This is a genomic window from Pseudomonas tumuqii (assembly GCF_013184545.1).
Lineage (GTDB): Bacteria > Pseudomonadota > Gammaproteobacteria > Pseudomonadales > Pseudomonadaceae > Aquipseudomonas > Aquipseudomonas tumuqii.
Genome location: NZ_JAAOJA010000013.1, coordinates 56,222 through 83,070, shown reverse-complemented (window position 1 = coordinate 83,070; position 26,849 = coordinate 56,222). Strand labels below are relative to the sequence as shown.

At 60.7% G+C, this 26,849-nt stretch carries 24 protein-coding genes and 2 tRNA genes; 5 read left to right on the top strand and 21 right to left on the bottom strand.

What is annotated here, in order from left to right:
* The first annotated feature begins 18 nt into the window (after positions 1–18).
* The 4 genes from G9C89_RS20725 (at position 19) to G9C89_RS20710 (ending at position 4,704) form a co-directional block, all read left to right on the top strand.
* The gene (locus G9C89_RS20725; RefSeq protein WP_172151733.1) at positions 19–1,035 is read left to right on the top strand and encodes a class I SAM-dependent rRNA methyltransferase; all 1,017 of its coding nucleotides are present in this window, start codon (positions 19–21) and stop codon (positions 1,033–1,035) included.
* 102 nt (positions 1,036–1,137) lie between these two features.
* Positions 1,138–4,044, top strand: a complete 2,907-nt coding sequence (locus G9C89_RS20720; protein ID WP_172151731.1) for a DUF748 domain-containing protein — start codon at positions 1,138–1,140, stop codon at positions 4,042–4,044.
* Between the two features lie 13 nt (positions 4,045–4,057).
* Positions 4,058–4,351, top strand: a complete 294-nt coding sequence (locus G9C89_RS20715; RefSeq protein ID WP_315852836.1) for a DUF2845 domain-containing protein — start codon at positions 4,058–4,060, stop codon at positions 4,349–4,351.
* A 116-nt stretch (positions 4,352–4,467) separates the two neighbouring features.
* Positions 4,468–4,704: a DUF2845 domain-containing protein gene (locus G9C89_RS20710; protein ID WP_172151847.1), complete on the top strand. Its 237-nt coding sequence runs from the start codon at positions 4,468–4,470 to the stop codon at positions 4,702–4,704.
* Between the two features lie 56 nt (positions 4,705–4,760).
* Here G9C89_RS20710 and G9C89_RS20705 read toward each other — a convergent pair whose 3' ends face one another.
* From G9C89_RS20705 to rlmE, 17 genes are all read right to left on the bottom strand, one after another.
* The gene (locus G9C89_RS20705) at positions 4,761–4,958 is read right to left on the bottom strand and encodes a CsbD family protein (protein WP_172151727.1); all 198 of its coding nucleotides are present in this window, start codon (positions 4,956–4,958) and stop codon (positions 4,761–4,763) included.
* 71 nt (positions 4,959–5,029) lie between these two features.
* Positions 5,030–5,395 (bottom strand): BON domain-containing protein, encoded by a 366-nt coding sequence (locus G9C89_RS20700; RefSeq protein ID WP_172151725.1) that lies wholly within the window; start codon positions 5,393–5,395, stop codon positions 5,030–5,032.
* 310 nt (positions 5,396–5,705) lie between these two features.
* A complete protein-coding gene (gene pnp / locus G9C89_RS20695; RefSeq protein ID WP_172151723.1) occupies positions 5,706–7,811 on the bottom strand; it encodes a polyribonucleotide nucleotidyltransferase in 2,106 nt (701 codons plus the stop codon).
* Between the two features lie 212 nt (positions 7,812–8,023).
* Positions 8,024–8,293 (bottom strand): 30S ribosomal protein S15, encoded by a 270-nt coding sequence (rpsO, locus tag G9C89_RS20690; RefSeq protein WP_070882080.1) that lies wholly within the window; start codon positions 8,291–8,293, stop codon positions 8,024–8,026.
* A gap of 152 nt (positions 8,294–8,445) precedes the next feature.
* On the bottom strand, positions 8,446–9,363 hold the full coding sequence (gene truB, locus G9C89_RS20685; RefSeq protein WP_172151721.1) for a tRNA pseudouridine(55) synthase TruB: 918 nt from the start codon (positions 9,361–9,363) through the stop codon (positions 8,446–8,448).
* A gap of 4 nt (positions 9,364–9,367) precedes the next feature.
* Positions 9,368–9,775, bottom strand: a complete 408-nt coding sequence (gene rbfA, locus G9C89_RS20680; protein ID WP_172151719.1) for a 30S ribosome-binding factor RbfA — start codon at positions 9,773–9,775, stop codon at positions 9,368–9,370.
* 110 nt (positions 9,776–9,885) lie between these two features.
* The gene (gene infB, locus G9C89_RS20675) at positions 9,886–12,366 is read right to left on the bottom strand and encodes a translation initiation factor IF-2 (protein WP_172151717.1); all 2,481 of its coding nucleotides are present in this window, start codon (positions 12,364–12,366) and stop codon (positions 9,886–9,888) included.
* A gap of 26 nt (positions 12,367–12,392) precedes the next feature.
* Complete coding sequence (gene nusA / locus G9C89_RS20670) at positions 12,393–13,874, bottom strand: transcription termination factor NusA (protein WP_172151715.1); 1,482 nt, start codon at positions 13,872–13,874, stop codon at positions 12,393–12,395.
* A gap of 47 nt (positions 13,875–13,921) precedes the next feature.
* Positions 13,922–14,380: a ribosome maturation factor RimP gene (gene rimP / locus G9C89_RS20665; protein ID WP_172151713.1), complete on the bottom strand. Its 459-nt coding sequence runs from the start codon at positions 14,378–14,380 to the stop codon at positions 13,922–13,924.
* 129 nt (positions 14,381–14,509) lie between these two features.
* Positions 14,510–14,586, bottom strand: a tRNA-Met gene (locus G9C89_RS20660).
* A 97-nt stretch (positions 14,587–14,683) separates the two neighbouring features.
* Positions 14,684–14,769, bottom strand: a tRNA-Leu gene (locus tag G9C89_RS20655).
* A gap of 25 nt (positions 14,770–14,794) precedes the next feature.
* On the bottom strand, positions 14,795–15,175 hold the full coding sequence (gene secG, locus G9C89_RS20650; protein WP_172151711.1) for a preprotein translocase subunit SecG: 381 nt from the start codon (positions 15,173–15,175) through the stop codon (positions 14,795–14,797).
* 4 nt (positions 15,176–15,179) lie between these two features.
* Positions 15,180–15,935 (bottom strand): triose-phosphate isomerase, encoded by a 756-nt coding sequence (gene tpiA, locus G9C89_RS20645; protein ID WP_172151709.1) that lies wholly within the window; start codon positions 15,933–15,935, stop codon positions 15,180–15,182.
* Positions 15,936–15,998: 63 nt separating this feature from the next.
* Positions 15,999–17,336: a phosphoglucosamine mutase gene (glmM, locus tag G9C89_RS20640; protein ID WP_172151707.1), complete on the bottom strand. Its 1,338-nt coding sequence runs from the start codon at positions 17,334–17,336 to the stop codon at positions 15,999–16,001.
* Between the two features lie 20 nt (positions 17,337–17,356).
* Positions 17,357–18,208: a dihydropteroate synthase gene (gene folP, locus G9C89_RS20635; protein ID WP_172151705.1), complete on the bottom strand. Its 852-nt coding sequence runs from the start codon at positions 18,206–18,208 to the stop codon at positions 17,357–17,359.
* An 8-nt stretch (positions 18,209–18,216) separates the two neighbouring features.
* Positions 18,217–20,124: an ATP-dependent zinc metalloprotease FtsH gene (ftsH, locus tag G9C89_RS20630; protein WP_172151703.1), complete on the bottom strand. Its 1,908-nt coding sequence runs from the start codon at positions 20,122–20,124 to the stop codon at positions 18,217–18,219.
* A gap of 196 nt (positions 20,125–20,320) precedes the next feature.
* The gene (rlmE, locus tag G9C89_RS20625; RefSeq protein WP_172151701.1) at positions 20,321–20,944 is read right to left on the bottom strand and encodes a 23S rRNA (uridine(2552)-2'-O)-methyltransferase RlmE; all 624 of its coding nucleotides are present in this window, start codon (positions 20,942–20,944) and stop codon (positions 20,321–20,323) included.
* Between the two features lie 103 nt (positions 20,945–21,047).
* On the opposite strand from rlmE, the gene yhbY reads away from it, so the two are divergent.
* Positions 21,048–21,359, top strand: a complete 312-nt coding sequence (gene yhbY, locus G9C89_RS20620) for a ribosome assembly RNA-binding protein YhbY (RefSeq protein WP_172151699.1) — start codon at positions 21,048–21,050, stop codon at positions 21,357–21,359.
* 44 nt (positions 21,360–21,403) lie between these two features.
* Here the strand turns inward: yhbY and G9C89_RS20615 are convergent, their stop codons facing one another.
* Genes G9C89_RS20615 through carA form a run of 4 tightly spaced genes read right to left on the bottom strand, consistent with a single transcriptional unit; the run spans position 21,404 to position 26,694 of the window.
* The gene (locus tag G9C89_RS20615) at positions 21,404–21,838 is read right to left on the bottom strand and encodes a DUF4149 domain-containing protein (protein WP_172151697.1); all 435 of its coding nucleotides are present in this window, start codon (positions 21,836–21,838) and stop codon (positions 21,404–21,406) included.
* Positions 21,816–22,292 (bottom strand): transcription elongation factor GreA, encoded by a 477-nt coding sequence (gene greA / locus G9C89_RS20610; protein ID WP_172151695.1) that lies wholly within the window; start codon positions 22,290–22,292, stop codon positions 21,816–21,818. Before greA ends, G9C89_RS20615 begins: the two co-directional genes overlap by 23 nt.
* On the bottom strand, positions 22,289–25,510 hold the full coding sequence (gene carB / locus G9C89_RS20605) for a carbamoyl-phosphate synthase large subunit (RefSeq protein WP_172151693.1): 3,222 nt from the start codon (positions 25,508–25,510) through the stop codon (positions 22,289–22,291). Before carB ends, greA begins: the two co-directional genes overlap by 4 nt.
* 35 nt (positions 25,511–25,545) lie before the next feature.
* Positions 25,546–26,694 carry a glutamine-hydrolyzing carbamoyl-phosphate synthase small subunit gene (gene carA, locus G9C89_RS20600; RefSeq protein ID WP_172151682.1) on the bottom strand — a complete coding sequence of 383 codons (1,149 nt, stop codon included), beginning with the start codon at positions 26,692–26,694 and terminating at the stop codon, positions 25,546–25,548.
* Between the last annotated feature and the right edge of the window lie 155 nt (positions 26,695–26,849).

The window sequence follows — 26,849 nt, the reverse complement described above, 5'->3', positions numbered from 1 at the left end:
TTTTCCGAGTCGCCGCGCATGCTCTCTCTCGACCTGGCGCTGCGCGCCGCACTGAATAACCGCCAAGACCTGCTCGCCGAACTGCACCGGCAAGGCACCGACTGCTACCGGTTGTTCCACGGCAGCCAGGAAGGCGCCGGCGGCCTGACCATCGACCGCTACGGCCCGCAGCTGTTGGTGCAAAGCTTTCATCAGCGCCTCAGTCATGACCAGCTGCTGCAACTGGCCGAGCAATGCAACCAGGCCCTCGATACGCCGCTGTTGCTGGTCTACAACGACCGCTCCCAGGGCAACTCGCGGATCGATCGCAGTGATCCGGTCTACCAGGCCGAGCCTGCGGCCCTGGCGGATCTGCTCGGCCACGAGTGGGGACTCAACTATCGCGTGCGCGCTCGCCATGCCGGCCAGGATCCGCTGCTGTTCCTCGACCTGCGCAACGCCCGCGGCTGGATCAAGGCCCACAGCGCCGGCAAGTCCGTGCTCAACCTGTTCGCCTACACCTGCGGCGTCGGCCTCAGCGCGGCAGCCGGCGGTGCCAGCGAAGTGATCAACCTGGATTTTGCCGAAGGCAACCTGGCGGTCGGGCGCGAAAACGCCGCACTCAACCCTGAACTGGCGCCCATGCAATTCATCCAGTCGGATTATTTTCCGGCGATTCGCCAACTGGCCGGGCTACCGATCAGTGCACGGCGCGGGCACAAGCTGCCGGAGTACCCGCGCCTGCAACAGCGCCAGTTCGATCGGGTACTGCTCGACCCGCCAGCCTGGGCCAAGAGTGCCTTCGGCACCGTCGACCTGCTGCGCGACTACCAGAGCCTGCTCAAACCGGCGATTCTCGCCACCGCCGCAGACGGCGTGCTGATCTGCTGCAACAACCTGGCGAAGGTCGCCCTCGGCGACTGGCGCGCGCAGGTGCTGCGCTGCGCGGAAAAGCTGGGTCGTCCGGTGCGCGAGTGCCAGGTACTCCCGCCAGCGCCGGACTTCCCCTCACTGGACGGCCAGCCACCACTGAAGACCCTGATCCTGCAGTTCTAGGCCAAGGCAAACCTACGCAGGAAACACGCCACGCCCGTCGTCTGGAACTGTGCGCGCGTGCCATACTCCAACGCATTTCTCGTCGGGATAGATGACGTTTTTATGCTTAAAGGAATAAAGCGCGCCGCTGGCGCCCTGCTGATTGGCGTTGCCCTCTACAGCCTGCTCGGGTTTCTGATTGTGCCGGGCATCGGTTTGCGTATCGCCAACCAGCAACTCGCCCAATACAGCAATGCGCCCGCCAGACTGGAGCGCTTGCAACTCAACCCCTTCAGCCTGGAAGCCAGCCTCTGGGGCTTGCACATCGGCGCGCCTGGCCAGGAACACGTGGCCTTCGAGCGCCTGCATGCCAACCTGCAACTCGACAGCCTGTGGCGCGGCATTCTGCACCTGAGCGTGGTCGAGCTGGATAATCCACGGACCCAGTTGCTGTTCGCCAAGGACGGAACGCTCAATCTGAGCCAACTGTTCAAGCTGCCAGCCAGTGCCGAGCCGGTCACCGAGGAGCCGCCCAGCGAGCCTTTCCCGCTGCGCATCGCCTACATCAAACTGGCCGGCGGCAACCTGCACTTCGAGGACCTGCGCCCGAGCGAACCCATCGACTTTGTCTACGACGACCTCAGCTTCGAGCTGCACAACCTCAGCACCCTGCCCGACGACAGTGCCGAGATGACCCTGGTCGCCACGGGCCCCAGTGGCGGACGGATCGACTGGAGCGGGCAGGTCAGCCTGGTGCCGATCAGCTCCAGCGGCAGTTTGAAAATCAGCGACGGCAAACTGAAAGCCTTCTGGCCCTATGTGCGCGATGCCGTGCCCCTGGTACTCGAGGAAGGCGTGATCGACCTGGCCACCGACTACAGCCTGAACCTGGCCAATAGCACGCAGTTGCTGCTGCACAACACCCGGATCAAGGTCGCCCCCTTCGCCATCAACGCGCCGGACGGCCGGCCACTGGTCAAACTGGCCAACCTGGAAATCAGCGACACCAGCCTGGATCTGCTCAAGCAACAGGTAGTGGTCGGCAAGATCCGCAGCCAACAACTGGAAACCTGGGCCGCCCGCGAAGCCGATGGCCAGCTGGACTGGCAAAAACTGTTCGCCACCTCGACAGCCAGCAGCGCGCAGCAGGAAAGCAAGACGCAGACCGAGGCAGCGCCGGACAAACCCTGGCAAGTTCTGCTGCGCGATGTGCAGCTACGCGACTATCAGGTGCACCTGGCCGACCGTGTACCGGAGCAGGATGTCGCCCTCGAGCTGGGTCCGCTCGACCTCGACCTGCAGAATTTCGACAGCCTGGGCACCTCGCCCTTCACCCTCAGACTCGACACCGGCCTGGGCAAACAGGGCAACCTGCAAGCCGAGGGACAGGCGCAACTGAACCCGACCACGGCCAGCCTGAAAGTCACCAGCCGCGCAATCGACCTGCGCGTGGCCCAGGCCTATCTCAGCCCCCTGGTACGTATCGAACTGCGCAGCGGCCTGCTCGACAGCGAGCTGGACGTCTCCCTGGATGCCACCGAACCGCTGGCCTTCAGCGTCACCGGCAAGGCCCAGGTCAACCAGCTGCATACCCTCGACACCCTCAAGGAACGCGACTTCGTGCGCTGGCAGCAACTCGACCTGCTCGGCCTCAACTACCGCCACGGCGATAGCCTGAGCATCGACAAGGTGCAACTGAACCAGCCTTATGCCCGCTTCATCATCAACGAAGACCTGACCACCAACGTCAGCGACCTGCTGATCGCCCAGCCCGGCGACCCGGCGCCCGCCGCCAGCACGCCAGCCACCGAGCCGGCCACCCCGCCGCTGGGCATCCATATCGGCGAGGTGACCCTCACCGACGGTTCGGCCAACTTCGCCGATTTCAGCCTGACCCCCAACTTCGCCACGGCCATCCAGCAACTCAACGGCCGCATCGGCAGCCTCGACAGCCGCGCGCAGAAACCGGCCAGCGTGGATATCGCCGGCAAGGTCGACCGCTATGCGCCGGTCAGCATCAAGGGCAGCCTCAACCCCTTCGACCCGCTGGATAGCCTGGATATCATCACCCAGTTCAAACAGGTCGAACTGACCACCCTGACGCCCTACTCCGGCAAGTTCGCCGGCTACCGCATCCGCAAGGGCCGGCTCAATCTGGACCTGCATTACCGCATCAGCCAGGGCAAGCTGAATGCCGAGAACAGCGTGGTGGTCGAACAATTGCAACTCGGTGAAAAAGTCGACAGCCCCAGCGCGGTCGACTTGCCGATTCGCCTGGCCGTCGCCCTGCTCAAGGATACCGAGGGCAAGATCGCCCTGAGCCTGCCGGTGCAGGGCGACCTCAACAACCCCGAATTCAGTGTGATGCCAATTGTCTGGCAAACCCTGCGCAACCTGATCCTGCGCGCGGCCCAAGCGCCGTTCAAATTTATCGGCGGGCTGGTCAGCGGCGGCGCGGAGATAGACCTGAGTACGGTGCACTTCAATCCGGGCAGCAGCGAACTCGACAGCAGCGCCCAAGCGGCCCTGGACCTGCTCGCCAGCGCCCTCAAGGAACGCCCGGCGCTACGCCTGGAAGTCGAAGGCATCAGCGCGCAAAGCAGTGACGGCCCACTCCTGGCCGAACAACGTCTGCAGCGCGAGTACCAGAATACCTACTACAAGATCCTCCAGCGTCGCGGCGATGCGGTGCCCGCCGAGGTCAAGCAACTCGAGGTTCCGCAAGATGAGCAAGGCCCGCTGCTCGAAGGCATCTACCGCGCCCGCCTGAAACAGCAGCCGCCCGCCGAATGGACAGAATTGGACGAAGAACAGCGCGCCGCCAATCTACGCGACGCGGTCTTGCACTACTGGGGCAAGAGCCAGTTGCTGCAACGCCAACTGGCCCAGGCCCGCGCCTCCAGCATCAAGGATTATCTGGTCGAGCGTGGCGCTCTGGCTGACGAACGCATCTACCTGCTGGATGTCGGCCTCGGCCAGGCCCAGGCGGACGGACGGGTGGCCACGCAGCTGCACCTCGATAGCGAATAAGGCCCAAGCGGTGATAACGATCAAACAGCTCAGCCTGGCCCTGCTCCTCGCTTGCGCCCCCGCAGCGCAGGGCGAAACCCTGCGCTGCGGCAGCCAACTGGTGAGTGTCGGTGACCGCAGTTTCGAGGTGGAGCAGAAATGCGGCGAGCCGGCTTTTCGTGACCTGGTCGGTTACACCCTCGGACCTTACCAGCGACGCGAGCTGAAGATCGAAGAATGGGTCTACGGGCCAAGCAACGGCATGCTGACCATCCTCACCTTCGAAGGCAACCGCCTGACGCGCATCGAAAGGCGACGCGGGCGCTGACAAGCGCCTGGCCGCGCGGTAGCCTGAACCACCTCATTGGCCAACCGGTTAGCCCTGTGAAAGTCCTTGTCACCACCCTGCTCGTGCTAGTGGCCGGCAGCCTCGAGGCCGCGACCATGCGCTGCGGCAGCGCCTTGATCAGCACTGACGACAGCACCAGCGAAGTCCTCGGCAAATGCGGCGAACCCCGTAGCCGCGATTTCCTCGGCCACCGTGAAGTGCTCGACGACTATGGTTTTCACCACGAAGTGCCCATCGAGGAATGGACCTACGGCCCGCGCAACGGCATGTACCATTTTCTGCGCTTCGAAGGTAACCGGCTGCGCGACATCGACAGCAAACGCGGCAACTGAATACAACCAAGCCCCGCGGGTATCGCCCGCGGGGCTTGGTTGTCGAGCGTTTGTGCTTACAGCTTGCGGCTGAAGTCACGTAGCTCGTCCTGGGCCTTTTCCTCGGTCCAGCCGTAACGCTCCCGCAGCTTGCCGGCCAGGTATTCGCTATGGCCTTCGGCAACGTCCAGATCATCGTCGGTCAGGTTGCCCCAACGCTCCTTGATACGCCCCTGGATCTGCTTCCACTTACCTTTGATCACGTCGGCAATCATGCGATTGTCCTCGTGCGTGGCGACATCAGGCCCGAATCGAATCTGTCGAGCCCGATGATTCACGTCAGGGCCTACTCGGCAGATTTCAGACCATCGGCAGACACAGCGGCAACACCTTTGATTGCTTTGGTCTTGGCAATTGCCAGGTCACGCTCGGCATCACTGCCAACCAGCCCGGAAAGGGAGACCACTCCCTTGTTGGTTTCAACTTTGATATCCAGGCCGCTGAGGCTGGTATCACCCAGCAAGGTCGACTTCACCTTACCGGTGATCCAGGTATCGGACACCGCCTCTTCAGCCTTGTCCATGGTGGCATTGGCTGCCAGCAGGGTCGGCTGCACGACAGTGCTGTTATCGGCCAAAGCACTACCCGCAAGCGACAGGCTGAGAACTGCTGCGATGGCGGCAAAGGACATTTTATTGACTGGGGTCTTCATGGGTATCCACTCCTGTAGGTTGAAAACTCACTGCGGGCCATTCCGAGCCGCAGCCTCTGCAGTACTCTTGCAAGCCATACGCCAACCCTTAAATATACTTTAAACCTTTATCTATCAACAACTTAAGTTAACGCCAAGCGCAACACGAGCATGCAACCTGCATGCTCGACTCCATTCTCTCGGGCAAATTGCACGACTCCCAGCCCAAGTCATTCGCCGCCATCAGCATGCCATCGCGGCGGAAAACCTACTCGAAAAAAAAGAGGGCCCCGCAAGGAGCCCTCTTTCTTGGTGTGAAGCGCGGGGGTGATTAGACGCCCGAGGCTTCCGCTGCTGCCACGTCTTTTATCGACAGCTTGATACGGCCGCGGTTGTCCACGTCCAGTACCAGTACCTTCACTTCCTGACCTTCCTTGAGAATGTCGGTGACCTTCTCGACCCGCTGATCGCTCAGCATCGAGATGTGCACCAGGCCGTCCTTGCCCGGCAGGATGTTGACGAAGGCGCCGAAGTCGACGATGCGCTCGACCTTGCCGACGTAGATCTTGCCGATCTCGGCTTCCGCGGTGATGCCGAGGACGCGCTGGCGCGCCGCCTCTGCCGCTTCCTTGGTTTCGCCGAAGATCTTGATGGTGCCGTCGTCTTCGATGTCGATCGAAGCCTTGGTTTCTTCGCAGATGGCGCGGATGGTCGCGCCACCCTTGCCGATCACGTCACGGATCTTGTCGGTGTCGATCTTCATCGCGATCATGGTCGGTGCGTTGGCCGACAGTTCGCTACGCGACGTGGCGAGGATCTGGTTCATCTGGCCGAGGATATTCAGGCGCGCTTCCAGGGCTTGGCCCAGGGCGATTTCCATGATTTCTTCGGTGATGCCCTTGATCTTGATGTCCATCTGCAGCGCGGTCACACCCTTGGCGGTACCGGCTACCTTGAAGTCCATGTCGCCCAGGTGATCTTCGTCGCCGAGGATGTCGGTCAGCACGGCGAACTTCTCGCCGTCCTTGACCAGGCCCATGGCGATACCGGCAACCGGTGCCTTCATCGGTACACCGGCATCCATCAGCGCCAGGGAAGCACCACAGACCGAAGCCATGGAGCTGGAGCCGTTGGACTCGGTGATTTCCGAGACCACGCGAATGGTGTACGGGAACTCGTCGGCGCTCGGCAGCATGGCCGAGATGCTGCGGCGGGCCAGACGGCCGTGACCGATTTCGCGACGACCAGCACCGCCCATGCGGCCACACTCGCCGACCGAGAACGGCGGGAAGTTGTAGTGCAGCATGAAGGGGTCTTTGCGCTCGCCTTCGAGAGTGTCGAGCAGCTGGGCATCACGCGCAGTACCCAGGGTCGCAACGACCAGGGCCTGGGTCTCGCCACGAGTGAACAGCGCCGAACCGTGGGTCTTCGGCAGTACGCCGACTTCGATGTTCAGCGGACGCACGGTGCGGGTGTCGCGGCCGTCGATACGCGGCAGGCCGTTGACGATGTTCTCGCGTACGGTGCGGTATTCAACTTCACCGAAAGCCTCTTTCACTTCCGCGGCAGTCGGTTGGCCTTCTTCGCCGGCGAGCTTGGCGACGATCTGCTCGCGCAGTTCGCCCAGACGCTTGTAGCGGTCCAGCTTGACGTTGATGGTGTAGGCCTGGGAAATCTCTGCACCGAACTCGCTGCGGATGGTCGCCAGCAGTGCGGTGTTTTCCGGCTTCGGCTGCCAATCCCAAGTCGGCTTGGCGGCTTCGGCAGCCAGTTCCTTGACGGCTTTGATCACCACCTGGAACTCTTCGTGGGCGAACAGTACGGCGCCGAGCATCTGGTCTTCGGTCAGCTCTTTGGCTTCGGATTCGACCATCAGCACGGCGTCTTCGGTACCGGCCACGACCATGTCCAGGCTGGATGCTTTCTGCTGCTCATAGGTTGGGTTGAGCAGGTAGCCGGTGCTCTCGTGGAAGGCCACGCGCGCAGCGCCGATCGGGCCATCGAACGGGATGCCGGAGATCGCCAGGGCGGCCGAGGTACCGATCATCGCAGCGACGTCCGGATCGGTCTTCTTGCTGGTGGAAACCACGGTGCAGACAACCTGCACTTCGTTCATGAAGCCTTCCGGGAACAGCGGACGGATCGGACGGTCGATCAGACGCGAGGTCAGGGTCTCTTTCTCGGACGGACGGCCTTCACGCTTGAAGAAGCCGCCAGGAATCTTGCCGGCTGCGTAGGTTTTTTCCTGGTAGTGCACGGACAGCGGGAAGAAGCCCTTGCTTGGATCAGCCGTCTTGGCGCCGACCACGGTCACCAATACGCTGACGTCGTCATCAACGGTGACCAGCACTGCGCCGGAGGCTTGACGGGCGATACGGCCAGTCTCGAGGGTAACGGTCGATTGACCGAACTGGAATTTCTTGATTACCGGGTTCACGGTGTTTTCCTTCTCTATTGCCTTTGGGGAAAGCGGTTCTTACATCCGTTGCATCGGCGTCTGCGCCAATGCGACGGGTCTTGCTGAATTCGCGGGCGGTTGCGGGAGTCGAACCCGAGGCCGTCCAAAACACCTAATGCGCAAAAGCAAAAGCTGGAAGCAGGGCTAAACCCCACTTCCAGCTTCGGCAGTCAGCTACGCGTAAGCATTGCTTAGCGACGCAGACCCAGGCGACCGATCAGGGCGCTGTAACGACTGGCGTCCTTGCCTTTCAGGTAATCCAGCAACTTGCGACGCTGGTTAACCATGCGGATCAGGCCACGACGCGAGTGGTGGTCTTTACCGTTGGCCTTGAAGTGGCCTTGCAGCTTGTTGATGTTGGCGGACAGCAGTGCAACTTGCACTTCCGGGCTACCGGTGTCGCCTTCAGCTTGCTTGTAGTCGTTAACGATCTGGGCTTTTTCTTCAACGCTGAGTGCCATGTGGGCAATCCTCTCAGTTAGGCAACCGCCGAAACAGTTGCAATAGGCCGGGAATCGCTTCCCGTGTTTTCAAGTGAGGAATGACCGTGCCTATTAACAGCCACCCTCGGTACGGAATGCCGAAAACCTGAATTTTCGACGCTCCGCTACGGTCATGCCGACCGAATCAAGCGACGCGGCGCAATGCGCCCGTCTTCGCTCACTTCACCGATACCGATGAAGCGGCCATTGTGATCCTGTACCCGCACCATGCCGAACTTCGGCGCTTCCGGTGCGCGTACCGGCTGCCCTTGCAGCCAGTAAAACGAACTGTGCTCGGAGAACTGCAACAGCGGCCAATGCTGCAGGCCACTGTCCACCGGCAGCAGAAAGCGATCGACGGCTTCATGACCGCCTTCGGCATGGGCCTGCTCCAGCGCTTCCAGGCTAACGGTCTGGGCCAGTGTAAAAGGCCCGGCTTTAGTCCTGCGCAGCTCTGCAACATGGGCGCCGCAACCGAGCAGATGGCCGATATCCTCGACCAGGGTGCGGATATAGGTGCCTTTTGTGCAATCGACCGCCAGGCGCGCCTGCTCCGCCTCGCAGCTCAGTAATTCCAAGCGCGCAATAGTAACAGAACGCGGCTCGCGCTCCACCACCTCACCGGCACGGGCGAGCTTGTACAGCGGCTGGCCATCGCGCTTGAGCGCCGAATACATCGGCGGTATCTGGCTGATTTCACCGCGAAAACGCGGCAACAGGGCCTCGATATCGGCACGACCAACGGTCACCGGACGACGCTCCAGCACTTCGCCTTCGGCATCGGCGGTGGTGGTGGTGACGCCCAGTTGCATCAGGGTTTCATAGCCTTTGTCGGCATCCAGCAAATACTGCGAGAACTTGGTCGCCTCGCCGAAGCACAGCGGCAATACGCCGGTGGCCAGCGGGTCGAGACTGCCGGTATGCCCGGCCTTCTCGGCATTGAGCAACGAGCGCACTTTCTGCAGCGCCGCGTTGGAGCTGAAACCGCGCGGCTTATCCAGCAGGATGATGCCATCGACCGGACGACGAATACGTTTCACCTGGGCCACGGGCTTACTCCTTGGCTTCGGTGTTGTCGCCAGCATGGGCGCTGTCTTCGCTGACGGCGCGCTCGATCAATGCCGACAGTTGCGCGCCACGGATGACGCTTTCGTCGTAATGAAAACGCAGGTTGGGCACGCTACGCAGCTTCATTGCCTTACCCAACTGCATGCGCAGGAAACCGCTGGCATCGTTGAGCACCTTGACGCTTTGCGCCACGCGATCGACGCCTTCCACTGGCTCAGCGCCCATCACGGTGACGAACACCTTGGCATGACTGGCATCGCGGCTGACTTCCACCGCGGTAATGGTTACCAGCCCGCCGAGGCGCGGGTCCTTGATTTCCAGACGAATCAATTGCGCCAGTTCACGCTGCATCTGGTCGCCGATACGCTGGGCACGGCTATATTCTTTGGCCATTTCTACTACCTTCCACTCGCCACGACGCCCCGAAAAGCGTCGGACCTAAAAGCGGCAAACGCCCGGCCGAGCAAAAGCAGGGCCGGGCGTTGCATGTTGCAACTCGCGCCTTACAGGCTACGAGCCACTTGGACCTTCTCGAACACTTCGATCTTGTCGCCGACCTTGACGTCGTTGTAGCTCTTCACGCCGATACCGCACTCCATGCCGGCACGCACCTCAGACATGTCGTCCTTGAAGCGGCGCAGGGACTCCAGCTCACCCTCGAAGATCACCACGTCGTCGCGCAGCACGCGAATCGGACGGTTACGGTGCACGACACCCTCGGTCACCATGCAACCGGCGACCGCGCCGAACTTCGGCGAACGGAACACGTCACGCACTTCGGCGATACCCAGGATGTTCTCGCGAACATCGCTGCCGAGCATGCCGGTCAGGGCCTTCTTGACGTCTTCGATGATGTCGTAGATCACGTTGTAGTAACGCATATCCAGACCTTCCTGCTCGACGATCTTGCGCGCGCCGGCATCGGCCCGCACGTTGAAGCCGAACAGTACCGCGTTGGAGGCCAGCGCCAGGTTGGCATCGGATTCGGTGATACCACCGACGCCGCCACCGACCACACGCACTTGCACTTCGTCGTTACCCAGACCACCGAGCGAGCCTTGCAACGCTTCCAGCGAACCACGGACGTCGGATTTGAGGACGATATTGAGCGTCTTCTTCTCCTCCTGGCCCATGTTCTCGAAGATGTTCTCGAGCTTGCCGGCGTGAGCACGGGCCAGCTTGACTTCGCGGAACTTGCCTTGACGGAACATGGCCACTTCACGGGCCTTCTTCTCGTCAGTCAGCACGCTCATCTCGTCGCCCGCTTCCGGAGTGCCGTCCAGGCCGAGGATCTCGACCGGAATCGACGGACCCGCTTCCTTGATGGCCTTGCCGTTTTCATCGAGCATGGCGCGGATACGGCCGTAGTTCGAGCCGACCAGAATCATGTCGCCCTGACGCAGCGTACCGTCCTGAACCAGAACGGTGGCAACCGGACCACGACCTTTGTCGAGACGCGATTCAACCACCACACCACGCCCAGGAGCGGACGGAGTGGCCTTCAGTTCGAGAACTTCGGCTTGCAACAGGACGGCTTCGAGCAACTCGTCGACGCCGGTACCGACTTTCGCCGAGACCGAAACGAACGGCGTATCACCGCCCCACTCTTCGGACGTAACACCGTGAACGGAGAGCTCGCTACGAATGCGATCGAGATCGGCACCCGGCTTGTCGATCTTGTTCACTGCAACGACCAACGGAACCCCGGCGGCCTTGGCATGCTGAACGGCTTCAACGGTTTGCGGCATCACGCCGTCGTCCGCCGCCACCACCAGAATCACGATATCGGTCGCCTGGGCACCACGGGCACGCATGGCGGTAAACGCAGCGTGACCCGGGGTATCGAGGAAGGTGACCATGCCACGATCGGTTTCGACGTGGTAAGCACCGATGTGCTGAGTGATGCCACCGGCTTCGCCAGCAGCCACTTTGGCGCGACGGATATAGTCGAGCAGCGACGTCTTACCGTGGTCGACGTGACCCATTACAGTCACAACCGGCGCACGGGAGAAGGTTTCACCTTCAAACTTCAGCGACTCGGCCAACTGATCTTCCAGGGCGTTGTCACTGACCAGCTTGACCTTGTGGCCTAGCTCCTCGGCGATCAACTGGGCAGTTTCCTGATCCAGTACCTGGTTGATGGTCACCGGGGTGCCCAGCTTGAACATGAACTTGATGACTTCGGCAGCCTTAACCGACATCTGCTGAGCCAACTCACCGACGGTGATGGTTTCGCCGATGGCGACATCACGTACGACCGGCCCGGTCGGGCTCTGGAAGCCATGCTGATTGCGCTTCTTCAGCTTGGACTTACCGCGCCCACCACGACGGTGGCTGTCGCTTTCTTCGTCGATGCTGCGCGGCGCCACACGGGGAGCCGGCGCCTTTTCCTTGACCGCAGGACGATGCTGGGTGGTCTTGCGATCACCACGACGATCGGCATCTTCATTACGCGGCTTGTCGGGACGGCGCGGCTCGTCTTTCTTGCGCTCTTCAACTACCGCAGCGACCACCGGCAACTCGACTGGTGCCACAACCGCAGCCGCAACTGCGTCGCTCTTGACTCCAGCGACCGCAGGCTGGGCTTGCTCAGCCGCGCGGCGTTTGGCTTCTTCTTCAGCCTTGACCCGCGCCGCTTCGGCGACCGCACGCTGCTCAGCCAGCTCACGCTGCTTCTCGGCCTCGATCTCTTCAGGACTGCGCTTGACGAAGGTTTTCTTCTTGCGCACTTCAACGCTGATGGTCTTGCTACCCGCTACCCGCAAGGTGCTGGTAGTTTTGCGCTGCAAGGTAATCTTGCGCGGCTCTTCAACCTTGACGCCGTGGCTGCTCTTGAGATGCGCAAGCAAAGCCTGCTTCTCGTTATCGGTAACAACTTGCTCGGCACTGCTGTGCGGCAAACCCGCCTCACGCATCTGCTGCAGCAGGCGCTCTACCGGTGTGTCGACCACTTGGGCCAGTTCTTTCACCGTGACTTGCGACATGCATTTCTCTCCTCAGGCCGTAAAACTTACTCGAACCAATGGGCTCGGGCGGCCATGATCAGCTTGCCGGCACGCTCTGCGTCGATGCCGTCGATGTCGAGCAGGTCGTCAATCGACTGCTCGGCCAGGTCTTCGCGGGTAACCACACCGCGTACTGCCAGCTCCTGCGCCAAGCCTTTGTCCATACCCTCGAGAGAGAGCAGGTCTTCGGCCGGGTGGGCGTCTGCCAGTTTTTCTTCTGTGGCGATGGCCTTGGTCAACAGGCGATCTTTTGCCCGTGCCCGTAGCTCGCTGACAATTTCTTCATCGAAACCATCGATGCTGAGCATCTCTTCCATCGGCACATAAGCGATTTCTTCCAGGCTGGTAAAGCCTTCTTCGACCAGCACCTGGGCCAGCTCTTCGTCGACTTCCAGCTCGTCGATGAAGTGCTGCAGGATGTCGCCGGTTTCAGCTTGCTGCTTCGCCTGGATGTCCGCCTCGGTCATCACGTTCAGCGTCCAACCAGTCAGTTGACTGGCCAAACGAACGTTCTGACCACCACGGCCAATAGCCTGCGCCAGGTTGTCTTCGCCGACGGCGATGTCCATGGCATGGGCATCCTCATCGACAATGATTGCGGCAACTTCCGCTGGCGACATGGCGTTGATCACAAACTGCGCGGGATTGTCATCCCACAGCACGATATCCACACGTTCGCCGGCCAACTCGCCGGAGACTGCTTGCACGCGCGACCCACGCATGCCGATACAGGCACCTTGCGGGTCGATACGCTTGTCTTTGGAGCGCACGGCCAGTTTGGCGCGCGAACCAGGATCGCGGGCAGCGGCCATGACTTCGATCAGCTCTTCGGCGATCTCCGGCACCTCGATGCGGAACAATTCGATCAGCATTTCCGGCGCGGTACGCGAGAGGATCAGCTGCGGACCGCGGTTCTCGGTACGGATTTCCTTGAGCAGGGCACGCACCCGGGCACCGACGCGGAAAGTTTCCCGCGAGATGATGTCCTCACGCGCCAGCAACGCTTCGGCATTGTTACCCAGATCGATGATCACATTATCGCGAGTCACCTTCTTCACAGTGCCGGAGATGATTTCGCCCAAACGCTCACGGTAGGCTTCAACCACCTGAGCACGCTCGGCTTCACGAACCTTCTGCACGATGACTTGCTTGGCGGTTTGCGCAGCAATGCGACCGAACTCGATGGAGTCGATCTTTTCCTCGAGCACATCACCGACTTTCGCATTGGCTTCAATCGCCCGCGGCATATCAACGGTAACTTGATGAGCCGGGTCATCGAAATCGGCTTCTTCAACCACTGTCCAGCAACGGAAAGTTTCGTAGTTGCCAGTCTGGCGATTGATCGCCACACGCAACTCGACTTCGTCCTCAAAACGCTTTTTGGTGGCAGTGGCCAAAGCCAACTCCAGCGCCTCGAATATAACGCTAGCCGGTACGCCCTTTTCGTTGGACACCGACTCAACAACCAGCAGTACTTCTTTGCTCATCGTACGCCTCGCCTTTCGCAATCCATTGGATCCGCGGGATCCGCGTCTCAATCAAACCTGGGGATAATATTGGCCTTGTCGATCATGTCGATCGGCAACAGGAACTCATGGTCATCCACCTGCACCACCACGTCCTGTTCCTCCACGCCGCGAAGGAGACCTTGAAAGTTGCGGCGCCCCTCGAAAGGCGAACGCAGCTTGATTTTCACCTGCTCGCCGGCATGACTGGCGAACTGCTGCAACGTGAACAGCGGCCGATCCATGCCGGGTGAAGACACCTCCAGGGTGTACTCCGCGCTGATCGGGTCTTCGACATCGAGGACACCACTGATCTGCCGACTGACCTTCTCGCAATCTTCGATGAGAACGCCATTGGCATGATCGATATAAATTCGCAGCAAAGAATGCCGCCCTTGCGACAGGAACTCGATACCCCAGCATTCATAGCCGAGTGCTTCGACTACCGGGGCCACCAAGGCCTGCAACTGTTCTAGCTTGCTCGACACCTGAGCCCCTCGCGCATGCTGTGCAAATGAAAAATGGGCGAAACGCCCATCCCTTCAACCGACCTCTAAAGACCGGCAAACCTGTCTCCCAGCTAGCAAAAAGCCCCTGAAAAGGGGCTCCGCTGCTGCTGGTTGCGGGGGCTGGATTTGAACCAACGACCTTCGGGTTATGAGCCCGACGAGCTACCAGACTGCTCCACCCCGCGTCAAAGCTGGGGCCGAAGTATACGACCGAACCCACACAAGGGTCAACCAACGCTTCAGCAACAAGAAAGCCCGCATACTGCGGGCTTGCTTGTAAATTGGTACCGAGGAGGGGACTCGAACCCCTACAGCCTATGGCCACTACCACCTCAAGGTAGCGTGTCTACCAATTCCACCACCTCGGCAAAATCACTTGTTGCGTACTGCTTGTTACTGCTCTGGAGCCTGAGGTACATCAACCGCTTCATCAGCCGGCTTTTGCTCTTCGAGCACGGGTACATCTTCAACAGCGGGCTTGGCCTGCTGTACTTCCAACACCGCCGGATCAGGCAAACCAACCTGAGTCAGCGCATCAGCCTTTTCTTTAGCAAAGAACGCTAAGCCCAAGCTAGTTAAGAAAAAAGCGGTGGCGAGTATAGCAGTAACGCGACTCAAAAAGGTAGAGGAACCTTGGCTACCGAATACGGTAGCTGAAGCACCGGAACCAAAAGACGCACCTGCATCCGCACCCTTGCCCTGCTGCAACAAAACCAGCGCAACCACACCGATCGCACCCAGCAGATGAAAAACTACTACGACTGTTTCCAGCATCTTGTCAGCTTCCTGCGGCGCGACAAATCGCGCCGAACTCATCCGCATTCAGAGAAGCCCCACCAACGAGCCCCCCATCGATATCCGGCATACCGAACAACTCGGCTGCATTGGCGGCCTTCACGCTGCCGCCATATAGAATTCTTACCGCACAGGCCACTTCAGCACTGTGCGCGACCAGTTGCGCACGAATAGCGGCGTGCACCTGCTGCGCCTGCTCGGGTGACGCCGTCAAACCCGAACCAATAGCCCAGACCGGTTCATAGGCAACCACTGCCCGAGCAAAGGCCTCGATACCCAGCGCGTCGACCACACTGGCCAACTGCGCCCCGACCACTTCCAGGGTCTTGCCCGCCTCACGCTGCTCGAGGGTCTCACCCACACACAACAACGGAGTCAAACCACAAGACTGCGCAGCAGCAAACTTGCGCGCCACCTCGACATCGGTCTCACCAAGCAGCAAACGCCGCTCCGAATGACCGACCAATACCAGAACGCAGCCTGCATCCTGCAACTGACTAGCAGCAACCTCGCCGGTCAGAGCACCTTGCCCGGGATCGACTGCACAATTTTGCGCACCGACCGTCACAGCCTTATCTGCTACACCGTCCAGAACCTGAGCGATGTGCAGACAGGATGGAAAGACCGCAATCTCGACATCAGCAGGCAACACCTGCTGGCGCAAACCGTTGATCAGCTCTGCGACGCTGGCGCGGGTACCGTGCATTTTCCAGTTACCAGCTACCAAGGGGCGACGCATGCTTTACCTCATCGGTCAAAGAGGGCGCAGATGTTACCCAACGGCACCGGGACTGGCAAGCGATCAAACACAGACTTCAGCAACAACCTTAGCCAATTCATCGGCATAGCCGCGCACCTGGGCCTCATCATCGCCCTCGACCATTACCCGCACCAACGGTTCGGTACCGGACTTGCGCAGCAGAACGCGCCCACGGCCCGCCATTTTCTCGGTCACCCGTGCGCTGGCATTCTGCACCGCAGGATGCTCGAGCGGGTCGACACCGCCGGCAAAACGCACGTTGACCAACACCTGCGGACACTTGCGCACCCCCTGGCGCGCCTCGGCCAGGCTCTGCCCACGACGCCTGAGCGCCAGCAACACCTGGAGCGCCGCGATGATCGCATCGCCTGTCGTGGTGTGCTGAAAGCACACCAGATGCCCCGAATTCTCCCCGCCGATCTGCCAGTGGCGCGCCAACAACTCGGCAACCACGTAGCGATCGCCAACCTTGGCACGAACAAAGGGAATCCCCAGATCGGCCAGCGCCAGCTCGAGGCCGAGATTGCTCATCAGCGTGCCGACCACACCACCTTGCAGCTTGCCGCGCTCCTGCAAATCACGCGCAATGATGAACAGCAGCTCATCGCCATCAACCAAGGCACCCGTGTGGTCAACCATCAGCACACGGTCCGCATCGCCATCGAAGGCGATACCCAGATCGGCCTGTTGGGCCACTACCGCAGCCTGCAAGGCCTCAACGTGAGTCGAGCCACAGTCATCATTGATATTCAGGCCATCAGGCTGAGCCGAGAGCACCGAAACCTCGGCACCAAGCTCGCGGAACACGCTTGGCGCGACCTTATAGGCCGCACCGTTGGCGCAATCGACCACGATCTTCAGCCCGGCGAAATCGGTACTGCTCGGCACACTGCTCTTGCAGAACTCGATATAACGCCCCGCCGCATCGTTGATCCGCGAGACCTTGCCCAGCTGCCCCGACTCGACCACGGTCATCGGCGCGTCGAGCAATTCCTCGATCATCTGCTCGATCTCGTCAGGCAGCTTGGTGCCCTGCCCCGAGAAAAACTTGATGCCGTTGTCGTGGTGCGGGTTGTGCGAGGCACTGATGACAATCCCCGCCTCGGCATGGAAGGTCCGGGTCAGATAGGCGATCGCCGGCGTCGGCATCGGTCCCAGCAACAGGACATCGGCACCCGCTGCCGACAAGCCGGCCTCCAGCGCCGACTCGAACATATAGCCGGAAATCCGCGTGTCCTTGCCGATCAGAATTCGACACTTGCCCTGCTTGCGAAATGCCATGCCAGCCGCCCAGCCAAGCTTGAGCATGAAATCCGGGGTGATGGGAAACTCGCCAACCCGCCCACGAATACCGTCGGTACCAAAATATTTTCTAGCCATGACCAGGATTCCTTGATTACTTATTCGGCCGCTTCGACTGCAGCCAGCATACGCACCACATCAACCGTCTCAGGCACGTCATGTACCCGCAGGATGTGCGCGCCCTTAGTGATTGCCAAGGCCGCCAGGGCCAGGCTGCCAGATAGACGCTCGCCAACCTCGCGATTCAGCGCCCGCCCGATCATGCTCTTGCGCGAGACACCGACCAGCAGCGGCCGCCCCAACTCATGCAACGACTGCAGATGCTTGAACAACCTCAGATTGTGCTCCTGGGTCTTGGCGAAGCCAAAGCCCGGATCGAGAATCAGCCGCTCCAGCGCAATCCCCGCGGCCGTACATGCCGCCATGCGCTCGACCAGAAAGTCGCGCACCTCGACCAGCACATCGGCGTATTGAGGACTTAACTGCATGGTGGTCGGCTCACCCCGCATATGCATCAGGCACACCGGCAAACCGCTATCGGCCGCCGCATCCAGCGCACCGTCACGCTGCAACGAGCGCACATCGTTGATCAGGCCGGCGCCGAGACGCGCAGCTTCACGCATCACCGCGGGCGTCGAGGTATCCACCGAGATGATCACATCCAGCTCGGCAGCGATGGCCTCGACAATTGGCGCCACACGCTCCAACTCCTCAACCGGCGACACCGCTCGCGCCCCGGGACGCGTGGACTCACCACCGACATCGATCAGGCTGGCACCGGCCTGCCACATCGCTTCGGCATGGCGCAAGGCCGCGTCGCGCTGGCCGAAACGGCCGCCATCGGAAAAGGAATCGGGAGTGACATTCAAGATTCCCATCACCTGCGGATGGGTTAAATCAAGAAACCGGCTGCCACAAGGCAGCCGGTTCAGATGGTGCATTACAGACATCGTGATCCTTAATGCTCGACAGCAGAATCGCCAATGGGTTTTTCCGGGCGATCCTTTTCATCGACGCTGGCAACCGGAGTACCGGCACCACCGCTCCAGTCGCGCGGCTCCCGCGGGACACGGCCATTCATGATTTCTTCGATCTGTTCGGCATCGATGGTTTCGTACTTCATCAAGGCCTCGGCCATGGCATCGAGCTTGTCGCGATTCTCTTCCAGCAGGCGCCTGGCAGTGCCGTAGCACTGATCGATGATGCTGCGCACCTCCTGATCGATCACCTTGGCCGTATCGGCCGAGACATTGGTGTGCTGGCTACCCATGCTGCGGCCGAGGAAGACCTCGCCCTCCTCTTCGGCATACATCAGCGGACCGAGTTTCTCGGACAGGCCCCATTTGGTCACCATGTTGCGTGCCAACTGGGTGGCACGCATGATGTCGTTCGACGCACCAGTAGTCACGCCATCGAAGCCCAGGGTCATCTCTTCGGCGATACGGCCACCGAACAGCGAGCAGATCTGGCTGGTCAGGGCACGCTTGCTCAGGCTGTAACGATCCTCTTCCGGCAGGAACATGGTCACACCCAGGGCACGCCCGCGCGGGATGATCGACACCTTGTAGACCGGATCATGCTCGGGCACCAGGCGCCCAACGATGGCGTGCCCGGCCTCGTGGAACGCAGTGTTGAGCTTTTCCTTATCCGACATGACCATGGATTTGCGCTCGGCGCCCATCATGATCTTGTCCTTGGCCAGCTCGAATTCCTTCATCTCGACCAGGCGCTTGCCGGCACGCGCGGCAAACAACGAGGCCTCGTTGACCAGGTTGGCCAGGTCGGCACCGGAGAAGCCCGGCGTACCGCGCGCAATCACCGCCGGTTCAACATCTTCACCCATCGGCACCTTGCGCATGTGTACTTTGAGGATCTGCTCGCGACCTCGAATATCCGGCAGGCCAACCACCACCTGGCGGTCGAAACGACCGGGACGCAACAGCGCCGGATCGAGCACGTCGGGACGGTTAGTCGCCGCGATGACGATGACACCATCGTTCATCTCGAAACCATCCATTTCCACCAACAACTGGTTGAGGGTCTGCTCGCGCTCGTCGTGACCGCCACCCATGCCGGCACCACGATGGCGGCCGACGGCGTCGATCTCGTCGATGAAGATGATGCACGGCGCATGCTTCTTCGCCTGCTCGAACATATCGCGCACGCGGGACGCACCGACACCGACGAACATCTCGACGAAATCCGAACCGGAAATGGTGAAAAACGGTACTTTCGCTTCACCGGCAACCGCCTTGGCCAGCAAGGTCTTGCCGGTACCCGGCGAACCCACCATCAGTACGCCGCGCGGGATACGCCCGCCGAGGCGCTGGAACTTGCCCGGATCACGCAGGAATTCGACCAGCTCGCTGACTTCTTCCTTGGCCTCGTCGCAACCGGCGACGTCAGCGAAGGTGGTCTTGACCTGATCTTCCGAGAGCAGGCGCGCCTTGCTCTTGCCGAAGCTCATGGGCCCGCCCTTGCCGCCCGCACCACCCTGCATCTGGCGCATGAAGAACATGAACACCGCGATGATCACCAGGATCGGGAAGCTGGCTACCAGCAACTGGGTCCAGATGCTCTGCTGCTCCGGTTGCTTGCCGATTATCTGCACGTTGTTGTCGATCAGGTCCTTGATCAGGCCGTTATCCTGGATTGCCGGACGCACGGTCTCAAAGGAGGAACCATCGCCACGCACGCCACTGATGATGAAACCATCCACAGTGACCCGCTGCACCGCGCCATCTTGAACCTGTTGGATAAACTCCGAGTAATTGAGCTTGTTGGACTCGCTCGGGCTGGAGAAATTGTTCATCACCGTCACCAAGACAGCGGCGATGATCAGCCACAGGATCAGATTCTTTGCCATGTCGTTCAATTAGCTACCCTCTGAAGCAGGCCCCGTGCCGAAGCGCACTTCGCATGACGACCAGTTATGTACCGATCTAACTTACTACACAACGCCCGCACCTGGCAGGCGCCGTCTGTAACCCTTTATTTGGGCGCCCTATGCCGCAGCCTCCCTATCACATAAGACTGGCACGCCAGCCCTTGGTTGCATGCCTCTAGCCGCCACGAAAGCTGCGCCCGAGCATGTATTGCTCGCGCGAGCGATCACGCGAGGACAAGGGTTTGCGCATCTGCACCTTGTCGAACATCTCGCGCACCTGCTTGTGGTAAAGATCGAAGCCTTCGCCCTGGAAGATCTTGATCAGGAAATCGCCTCCCGGACGCAGCACGCGCCCGGCCAAGTCCAGGGCCAATTCGCACAGGTACATGGCGCGCGCCTGATCGGCAGCCCTTACTCCACTCATATTGGGGGCCATATCGGAAATCACAAGGTCTACCGGATTACCGCCAATCGCCTCGAGGATCTGCGCAAACACCGCATCGTCGGTAAAGTCACCCTGAATGAAGGTGACATCGGGAATGCTGTCCATCTCCAGAATATCGGAGGCGATCAGGGTTCCCTTGTCGCCGATCAAGCGGCTGGTAACCTGCGACCAGCCACCTGGCGCAGCCCCCAGATCGACCACCGTGATACCCGGCCGCAGAATCCGATCCTTTTCCTGAATTTCCAGCAGCTTGTAACTGGCGCGCGAACGATAGCCATCCTTTTGCGCCATTTTGACGTAGGGGTCGTTGAAATGCTCTTTCAGCCAACCTTGACTGGTCTTGGAACGGGCCACGCAATACCTCGAATTGTGCAGAGCATGAATATCTGGGCGTCAACCAAGGCGCTCGGGTAAACTGATCGCCGTTTTTTACCAGATTAAATGCAGGAATCAGATTATGCCGCTCACTCAAGAGCAGAAGAAACAATTCAAATCTATCGGCCACCACCTGAAACCCGTATTGATCGTGGCTGACAATGGTTTGACCGAAGGCGTGCTGGCCGAACTGGAGCGCGCCCTGAGCGACCATGAACTGATTAAAGTGCAATTGCGCATCGTCGAGCGCGAAAGCCGCCTTACGGCCATTAACGAGCTGTGCAAGGCCGGCCATGCCGACCTGGTGCAGGTCATCGGCAAGATGGCGCTGATCTACCGCAAGAACCCCAAGGTCAATAAGAACCTGTCCAACGTCCACCGCCATCACGGCTGATAGCTGCAAGCTGCATGCTTCCTGCCTTACTTGAAGCCTGCAGCTTATCGCTTGGCGCCGCCAGGTACCGACTGCAGCACCAGCAGCAAACCGCAAAACGCCATCACCAGGTAGCTGAACATCTGCCAGAGCCCGGCGCCGGACCAGAAATGGCGCACGCCAAAGTAACTGCCGGCCATCACCAGCACGGTCAACAGCAGTTGCCCGCGGATATCGCGCCACAGGCTCGGCAACTGCTCGGCACGGATCAGCACCAGCACCTGCAGCCCCGCGCAAATCCCCGCCAGCCCCACCAATAGCGGGCGAACGGCGCTGGCGATCTCCTCGACCAGCAACGGCGCCAAGCCCAGCTTGGCGATCGCCGGCAACACCAAAAAATGCAACAACCACAGACCGCCGACCCAGAAGGTCTGGGCCAGCAGCCAACTTATCGCTCCAGCATTTGGGCTGCCGGACCTAGATATGGCGAACCTCGACAATCTCGTACTCGACGATGCCACTGGGGGTCTTGACCACCACCACATCGCCCTCTTCCTTGCCGACCAGGGCGCGGGCGATAGGCGAGCCAACCGACAGCTTGCCCAGCCTGATATCGGCCTCGTCCTCGCCCACGATCTGATAGGTCACGCTTTCGTCGGTTTCGACGTTGGCGATCTCCACCGTGGTGCCGAAAATCACCTTGCCGGTGTGGGCAATAGTCGTGACATCGATGACCACTGCGTGCTGCAGGCGGCCTTCGATATCGCGAATGCGCGCCTCGACCATGCCCTGCTGCTCGCGGGCGGCATGGTATTCGGCGTTTTCCTTGAGGTCACCGAGCTCACGCGCGGTGCCGATGTCCTGGCTGAGTTTGGGCCGCACCACCTTGGTCAGGTGAGCCAGCTCCTCTTCCAGGGCGCGCGCGCCCTGGACGGTCATTGGGTATTTAGTCATGCCTTGATTCCTGCATGGAGATCCTGCAAACGACGCACGGTCTTCTCGGGTCCGAACTTGAGCGCCTCACAAATCGCCTCACCCGCCGCCAGCGTGGTGGTGCAGCAGATTCGATGCTGCAACGCATTACGCCGAATGGAATAGGAATCGGCAATCGACTGACGCCCCTCGGTGGTGTTGATGATCAGCGTGACTTCGTCATTCTTGATCATGTCGACCACGTGGGGGCGACCCTCGGTCACCTTGTTCACGCGCCGTACCGGCAAGCCGGCCACCTCGATCACCTTGGCGGTACCCGACGTGGCAACCACGTCAAAACCCAGTTCGATCAGATTGCGCGCCAACTCGGCCACCAGAGGCTTGTCGTCATCGCGCACGCTGATAAAGGCGCAGCCACTGTTGGGCAGGATTTCACTGGCGCCCAACTGGGCCTTGGCAAATGCCTCGCCGAAGGTGTCGCCGACGCCCATCACCTCACCGGTCGACTTCATTTCCGGGCCGAGGATCGGATCGACGCCGGGGAACTTGGCGAAGGGGAATACCGCTTCCTTGACGCTGTAGAAGTTCGGAATGATTTCCTCGGTGAAACCGACTTCAGCCAGGGTCTTGCCGGCCATCACCCGGGCCCCGAGCATCGCCAGGGAGATGCCGATGCACTTGGAGACGAAGGGCACGGTGCGCGAGGCGCGCGGATTGACTTCGATGACGAAGATATCCTCGCCCTGCACCGCCATCTGCACGTTCATCAGGCCGATCACGCCGAGCTCCAGGGCCATTTTCTTGACCTGGTCGCGGATCTCGTCCTGGATATGCGCCGGCAGCGAATACGGCGGCAACGAACAGGCGGAGTCACCGGAGTGCACGCCGGCCTGTTCGATATGCTGCATGATCGCGCCGATCACCACAGTCTCGCCGTCGCAGATGGCATCGATATCGACTTCGATGGCGCAGTTGAGGAAGTGGTCGAGCAGCACCGGGCTGTCGTTGGACACTTTCACCGCTTCGCGCATGTAGCGCTTGAGCTCTTCTTCCTGATAGACGATTTCCATCGCCCGACCGCCCAGCACATAGGACGGACGCACCACCAGCGGATAACCGATGACCTTGGACGCCGCCAGGGCCTCGTCTTCACTGCGCGCCGTGGCATTGGCCGGCTGGCGCAGGCCCAGACGCTGAACCATCTGCTGGAAGCGCTCGCGGTCTTCGGCGCGGTCGATCGCCTCGGGGCTGGTACCGATAATCGGTACACCGGCCTCTTCCAGCGCGCGACAAATTTTCAGCGGGGTCTGCCCGCCGTACTGCACGATCACCCCCTTGGGCTGTTCGACGCGGACGATTTCCAGCACATCTTCCAGGGTTACCGGCTCGAAATACAGGCGGTCGGAGGTGTCGTAGTCGGTGGAGACGGTTTCCGGGTTGCAGTTGACCATGATGGTCTCGTAACCGTCTTCACGCAGCGCCAAGGCGGCGTGCACGCAGCAGTAATCGAACTCGATGCCCTGGCCGATGCGGTTCGGCCCGCCGCCGAGGATCATGATCTTGTCGCGGCCCGACGGCGACGCCTCGCACTCTTCCTCGTAGGTCGAATACATGTAGGCGGTGTCGCTGGCGAACTCGGCGGCGCAGGTGTCGACACGCTTGTACACCGGCAGCACTTTGAGCTTGTGGCGGTGGCTGCGCAGGCTCTTCTCGGAGACGCCGAGCAGCTTGGCCAGACGGATGTCGGAGAAACCCTTGCGCTTGAGCTTGTACATCAGATCGCGGTCGATGCTGACCAGACCCAGGGTCTTGATCTTTTCCTCGTCCTTGACCAGGTCTTCGATCTGCACCAGGAACCACTCGTCGATGCGGGTCAGCTCGAACACTTCGGCAACCGTCTTGCCGGCGCGGAAGGCGTCCGCCAGGTACCAGATGCGGTCGGCACCCGGCACGGTCAGCTCGCGCTTGAGGGTGCTTGCGGCCTCGGGATCGCTCAGATCGAGCATCGGATCGAAGCCGGACACGCCCACTTCCAAGCCACGCAGGGCTTTCTGCATGGATTCCTGGAAGGTGCGGCCGATGGCCATGACCTCACCGACCGACTTCATCTGGGTGGTCAGGCGCGCGTCAGCCTTGGGAAACTTCTCGAAGGCGAAACGCGGGATCTTGGTCACGACATAGTCGATGGCCGGCTCGAACGACGCAGGGGTACGACCTCCGGTAATGTCGTTGGACAGCTCGTCGAGGGTGTAACCCACCGCCAGCTTGGCTGCGATCTTGGCGATCGGGAAGCCGGTCGCCTTGGAAGCCAGCGCCGATGAACGCGATACCCGCGGGTTCATCTCGATCACCACCATGCGACCGGTGTTCGGACAGATGCCGAACTGCACGTTGGAGCCGCCGGTTTCCACGCCGATCTCGCGCAGTACCGCCAGCGAGGCGTTACGCAGGATCTGGTATTCCTTGTCGGTCAGGGTTTGTGCCGGGGCGACGGTGATCGAGTCGCCGGTGTGCACACCCATGGGGTCGAAGTTCTCGATGGCGCAGACGATGATGCAGTTGTCTTTCTTGTCGCGGACCACCTCCATCTCGTATTCCTTCCAGCCGATCAGCGACTCGTCGATCAGCAGCTCGTTGGTCGGCGACAGGTCGATGCCGCGCGCGCAGATTTCTTCGAACTCTTCACGGTTGTAGGCGATGCCGCCACCGGTGCCGCCCATGGTGAAGGACGGTCGAATGATGCAGGGGAAGCCGACTTTCTCGAGGACGACGTAGGCTTCTTCCATGTTATGGGCGATGCCGGAAATCGGGCAGGCCAGGCCGATGTCTTTCATCGCCTTGTCGAAGCGCGAACGGTCTTCGGCCTTGTCGATGGTGTCGGCGTTGGCACCGATCATTTCCACACCGAACTTTTCCAGAATGCCGTGCTTTTCCAGGTCCAGCGCGCAGTTCAGTGCGGTCTGTCCGCCCATGGTCGGCAGCAGGGCGTCCGGGCGCTCCTTCTCGATGATCTTGGCCACGGTCGACCACTTGATCGGCTCGATGTAGGTGGCATCGGCCATGGCCGGATCGGTCATGATGGTGGCCGGGTTGGAGTTCACCAGAATGACGCGGTAGCCCTCTTCTTTCAGGGCCTTGCAGGCCTGGGCACCGGAATAGTCGAACTCACAGGCCTGGCCGATGACGATCGGGCCGGCGCCGAGAATCAGGATGCTTTTAATGTCTGTACGCTTTGGCATTTTCTCTCTCTCGAATCCTGGGTCAGTCGGCTGGCTTAACGGCGCTTGGCCATGGCTTCGATAAAACGGTCGAACAGCGGCGCCACATCGGCTGGGCCGGGGCTCGCTTCGGGGTGACCCTGGAAGCTGAAGGCGTCCTTGTCGGTACGCTCGATGCCTTGCAGGGAGCCGTCGAACAGCGACTTGTGAATCGCCCGCACGTTGCTTGGCAGGCTGGCTTCATCCACGGCGAAACCGTGGTTCTGGCTGGTGATCATCACCACGCCGCTGTCCAGGTCCTGCACCGGGTGGTTGGCACCGTGGTGACCGTGGCCCATTTTCAGGGTCTTGGCACCGGAGGCCAGGGCCAGCAGCTGGTGGCCGAGGCAGATGCCGAACACCGGGATTTCGGTTTCCAGCACATCCTTGATCGCCTGGATCGCGTAGTCGCAAGGCTCGGGGTCGCCCGGACCGTTGGACAGGAACACGCCATCTGGATTCAGCGCCAACACCTCGGCAGCGGGCGTCTGCGCCGGCACTACAGTCAACCGGCAACCGCGCTCGACCAGCATGCGCAGGATGTTCCACTTGACCCCGTAGTCATAGGCCACCACGTGGTACTGCAGCTCGCTGGCCGGGATTTCCGGGTGGCTGTCATCCTGCAGATTCCATACGCTGGAGCGCCACTCGTAGGGCTCGCTGCAGCTGACCACCTTGGCCAGGTCCATGCCCTTGAGTCCGGGGAAACTGCGCGCCAGTTCCAGGGCTTGCGCTTCGGTGGCGTCGTCGCCCACCAGGATGCAGCCGTTCTGCGAACCCTTCTCACGGAGGATGCGGGTCAGGCGACGGGTATCGATGCCGGCGATGGCGACGGTACCGTTTTCTTTCAGGTACTCATCCAGTGGCTGCTTGCTGCGCCAGTTGCTGGCGATCAGTGGCAGATCGCGAATGATCAAACCGGCAGCCCAGACCCGATTGGACTCGGCGTCTTGCGGCGTGGTGCCAGTGTTGCCGATGTGCGGATAGGTCAGGGTAACGATTTGCTGGGCATAGGAAGGATCGGTGAGGATTTCCTGATAGCCGGTCATGGCGGTGTTGAAAACCACCTCTCCAATAGTTTGGCCATCGGCACCGATGGCCTCGCCGCGAAAAATGCTGCCATCAGCAAGGGCCAGGATGGCAGGTTTAAGGGCTGGCTTACTCAAGAAAACCTCCGTAGATCAAAGCTTGAAGCAAACGCAGATTGTAAAAAAGCGGGATGACGTACCGACCGTCACCCCGCTTTTTTATATGATTCATTCTGCGCAACTTTTAGTGGACACACTAAAGCGGGAAGCCTACAGGAAAGTGCCTTTTTGGT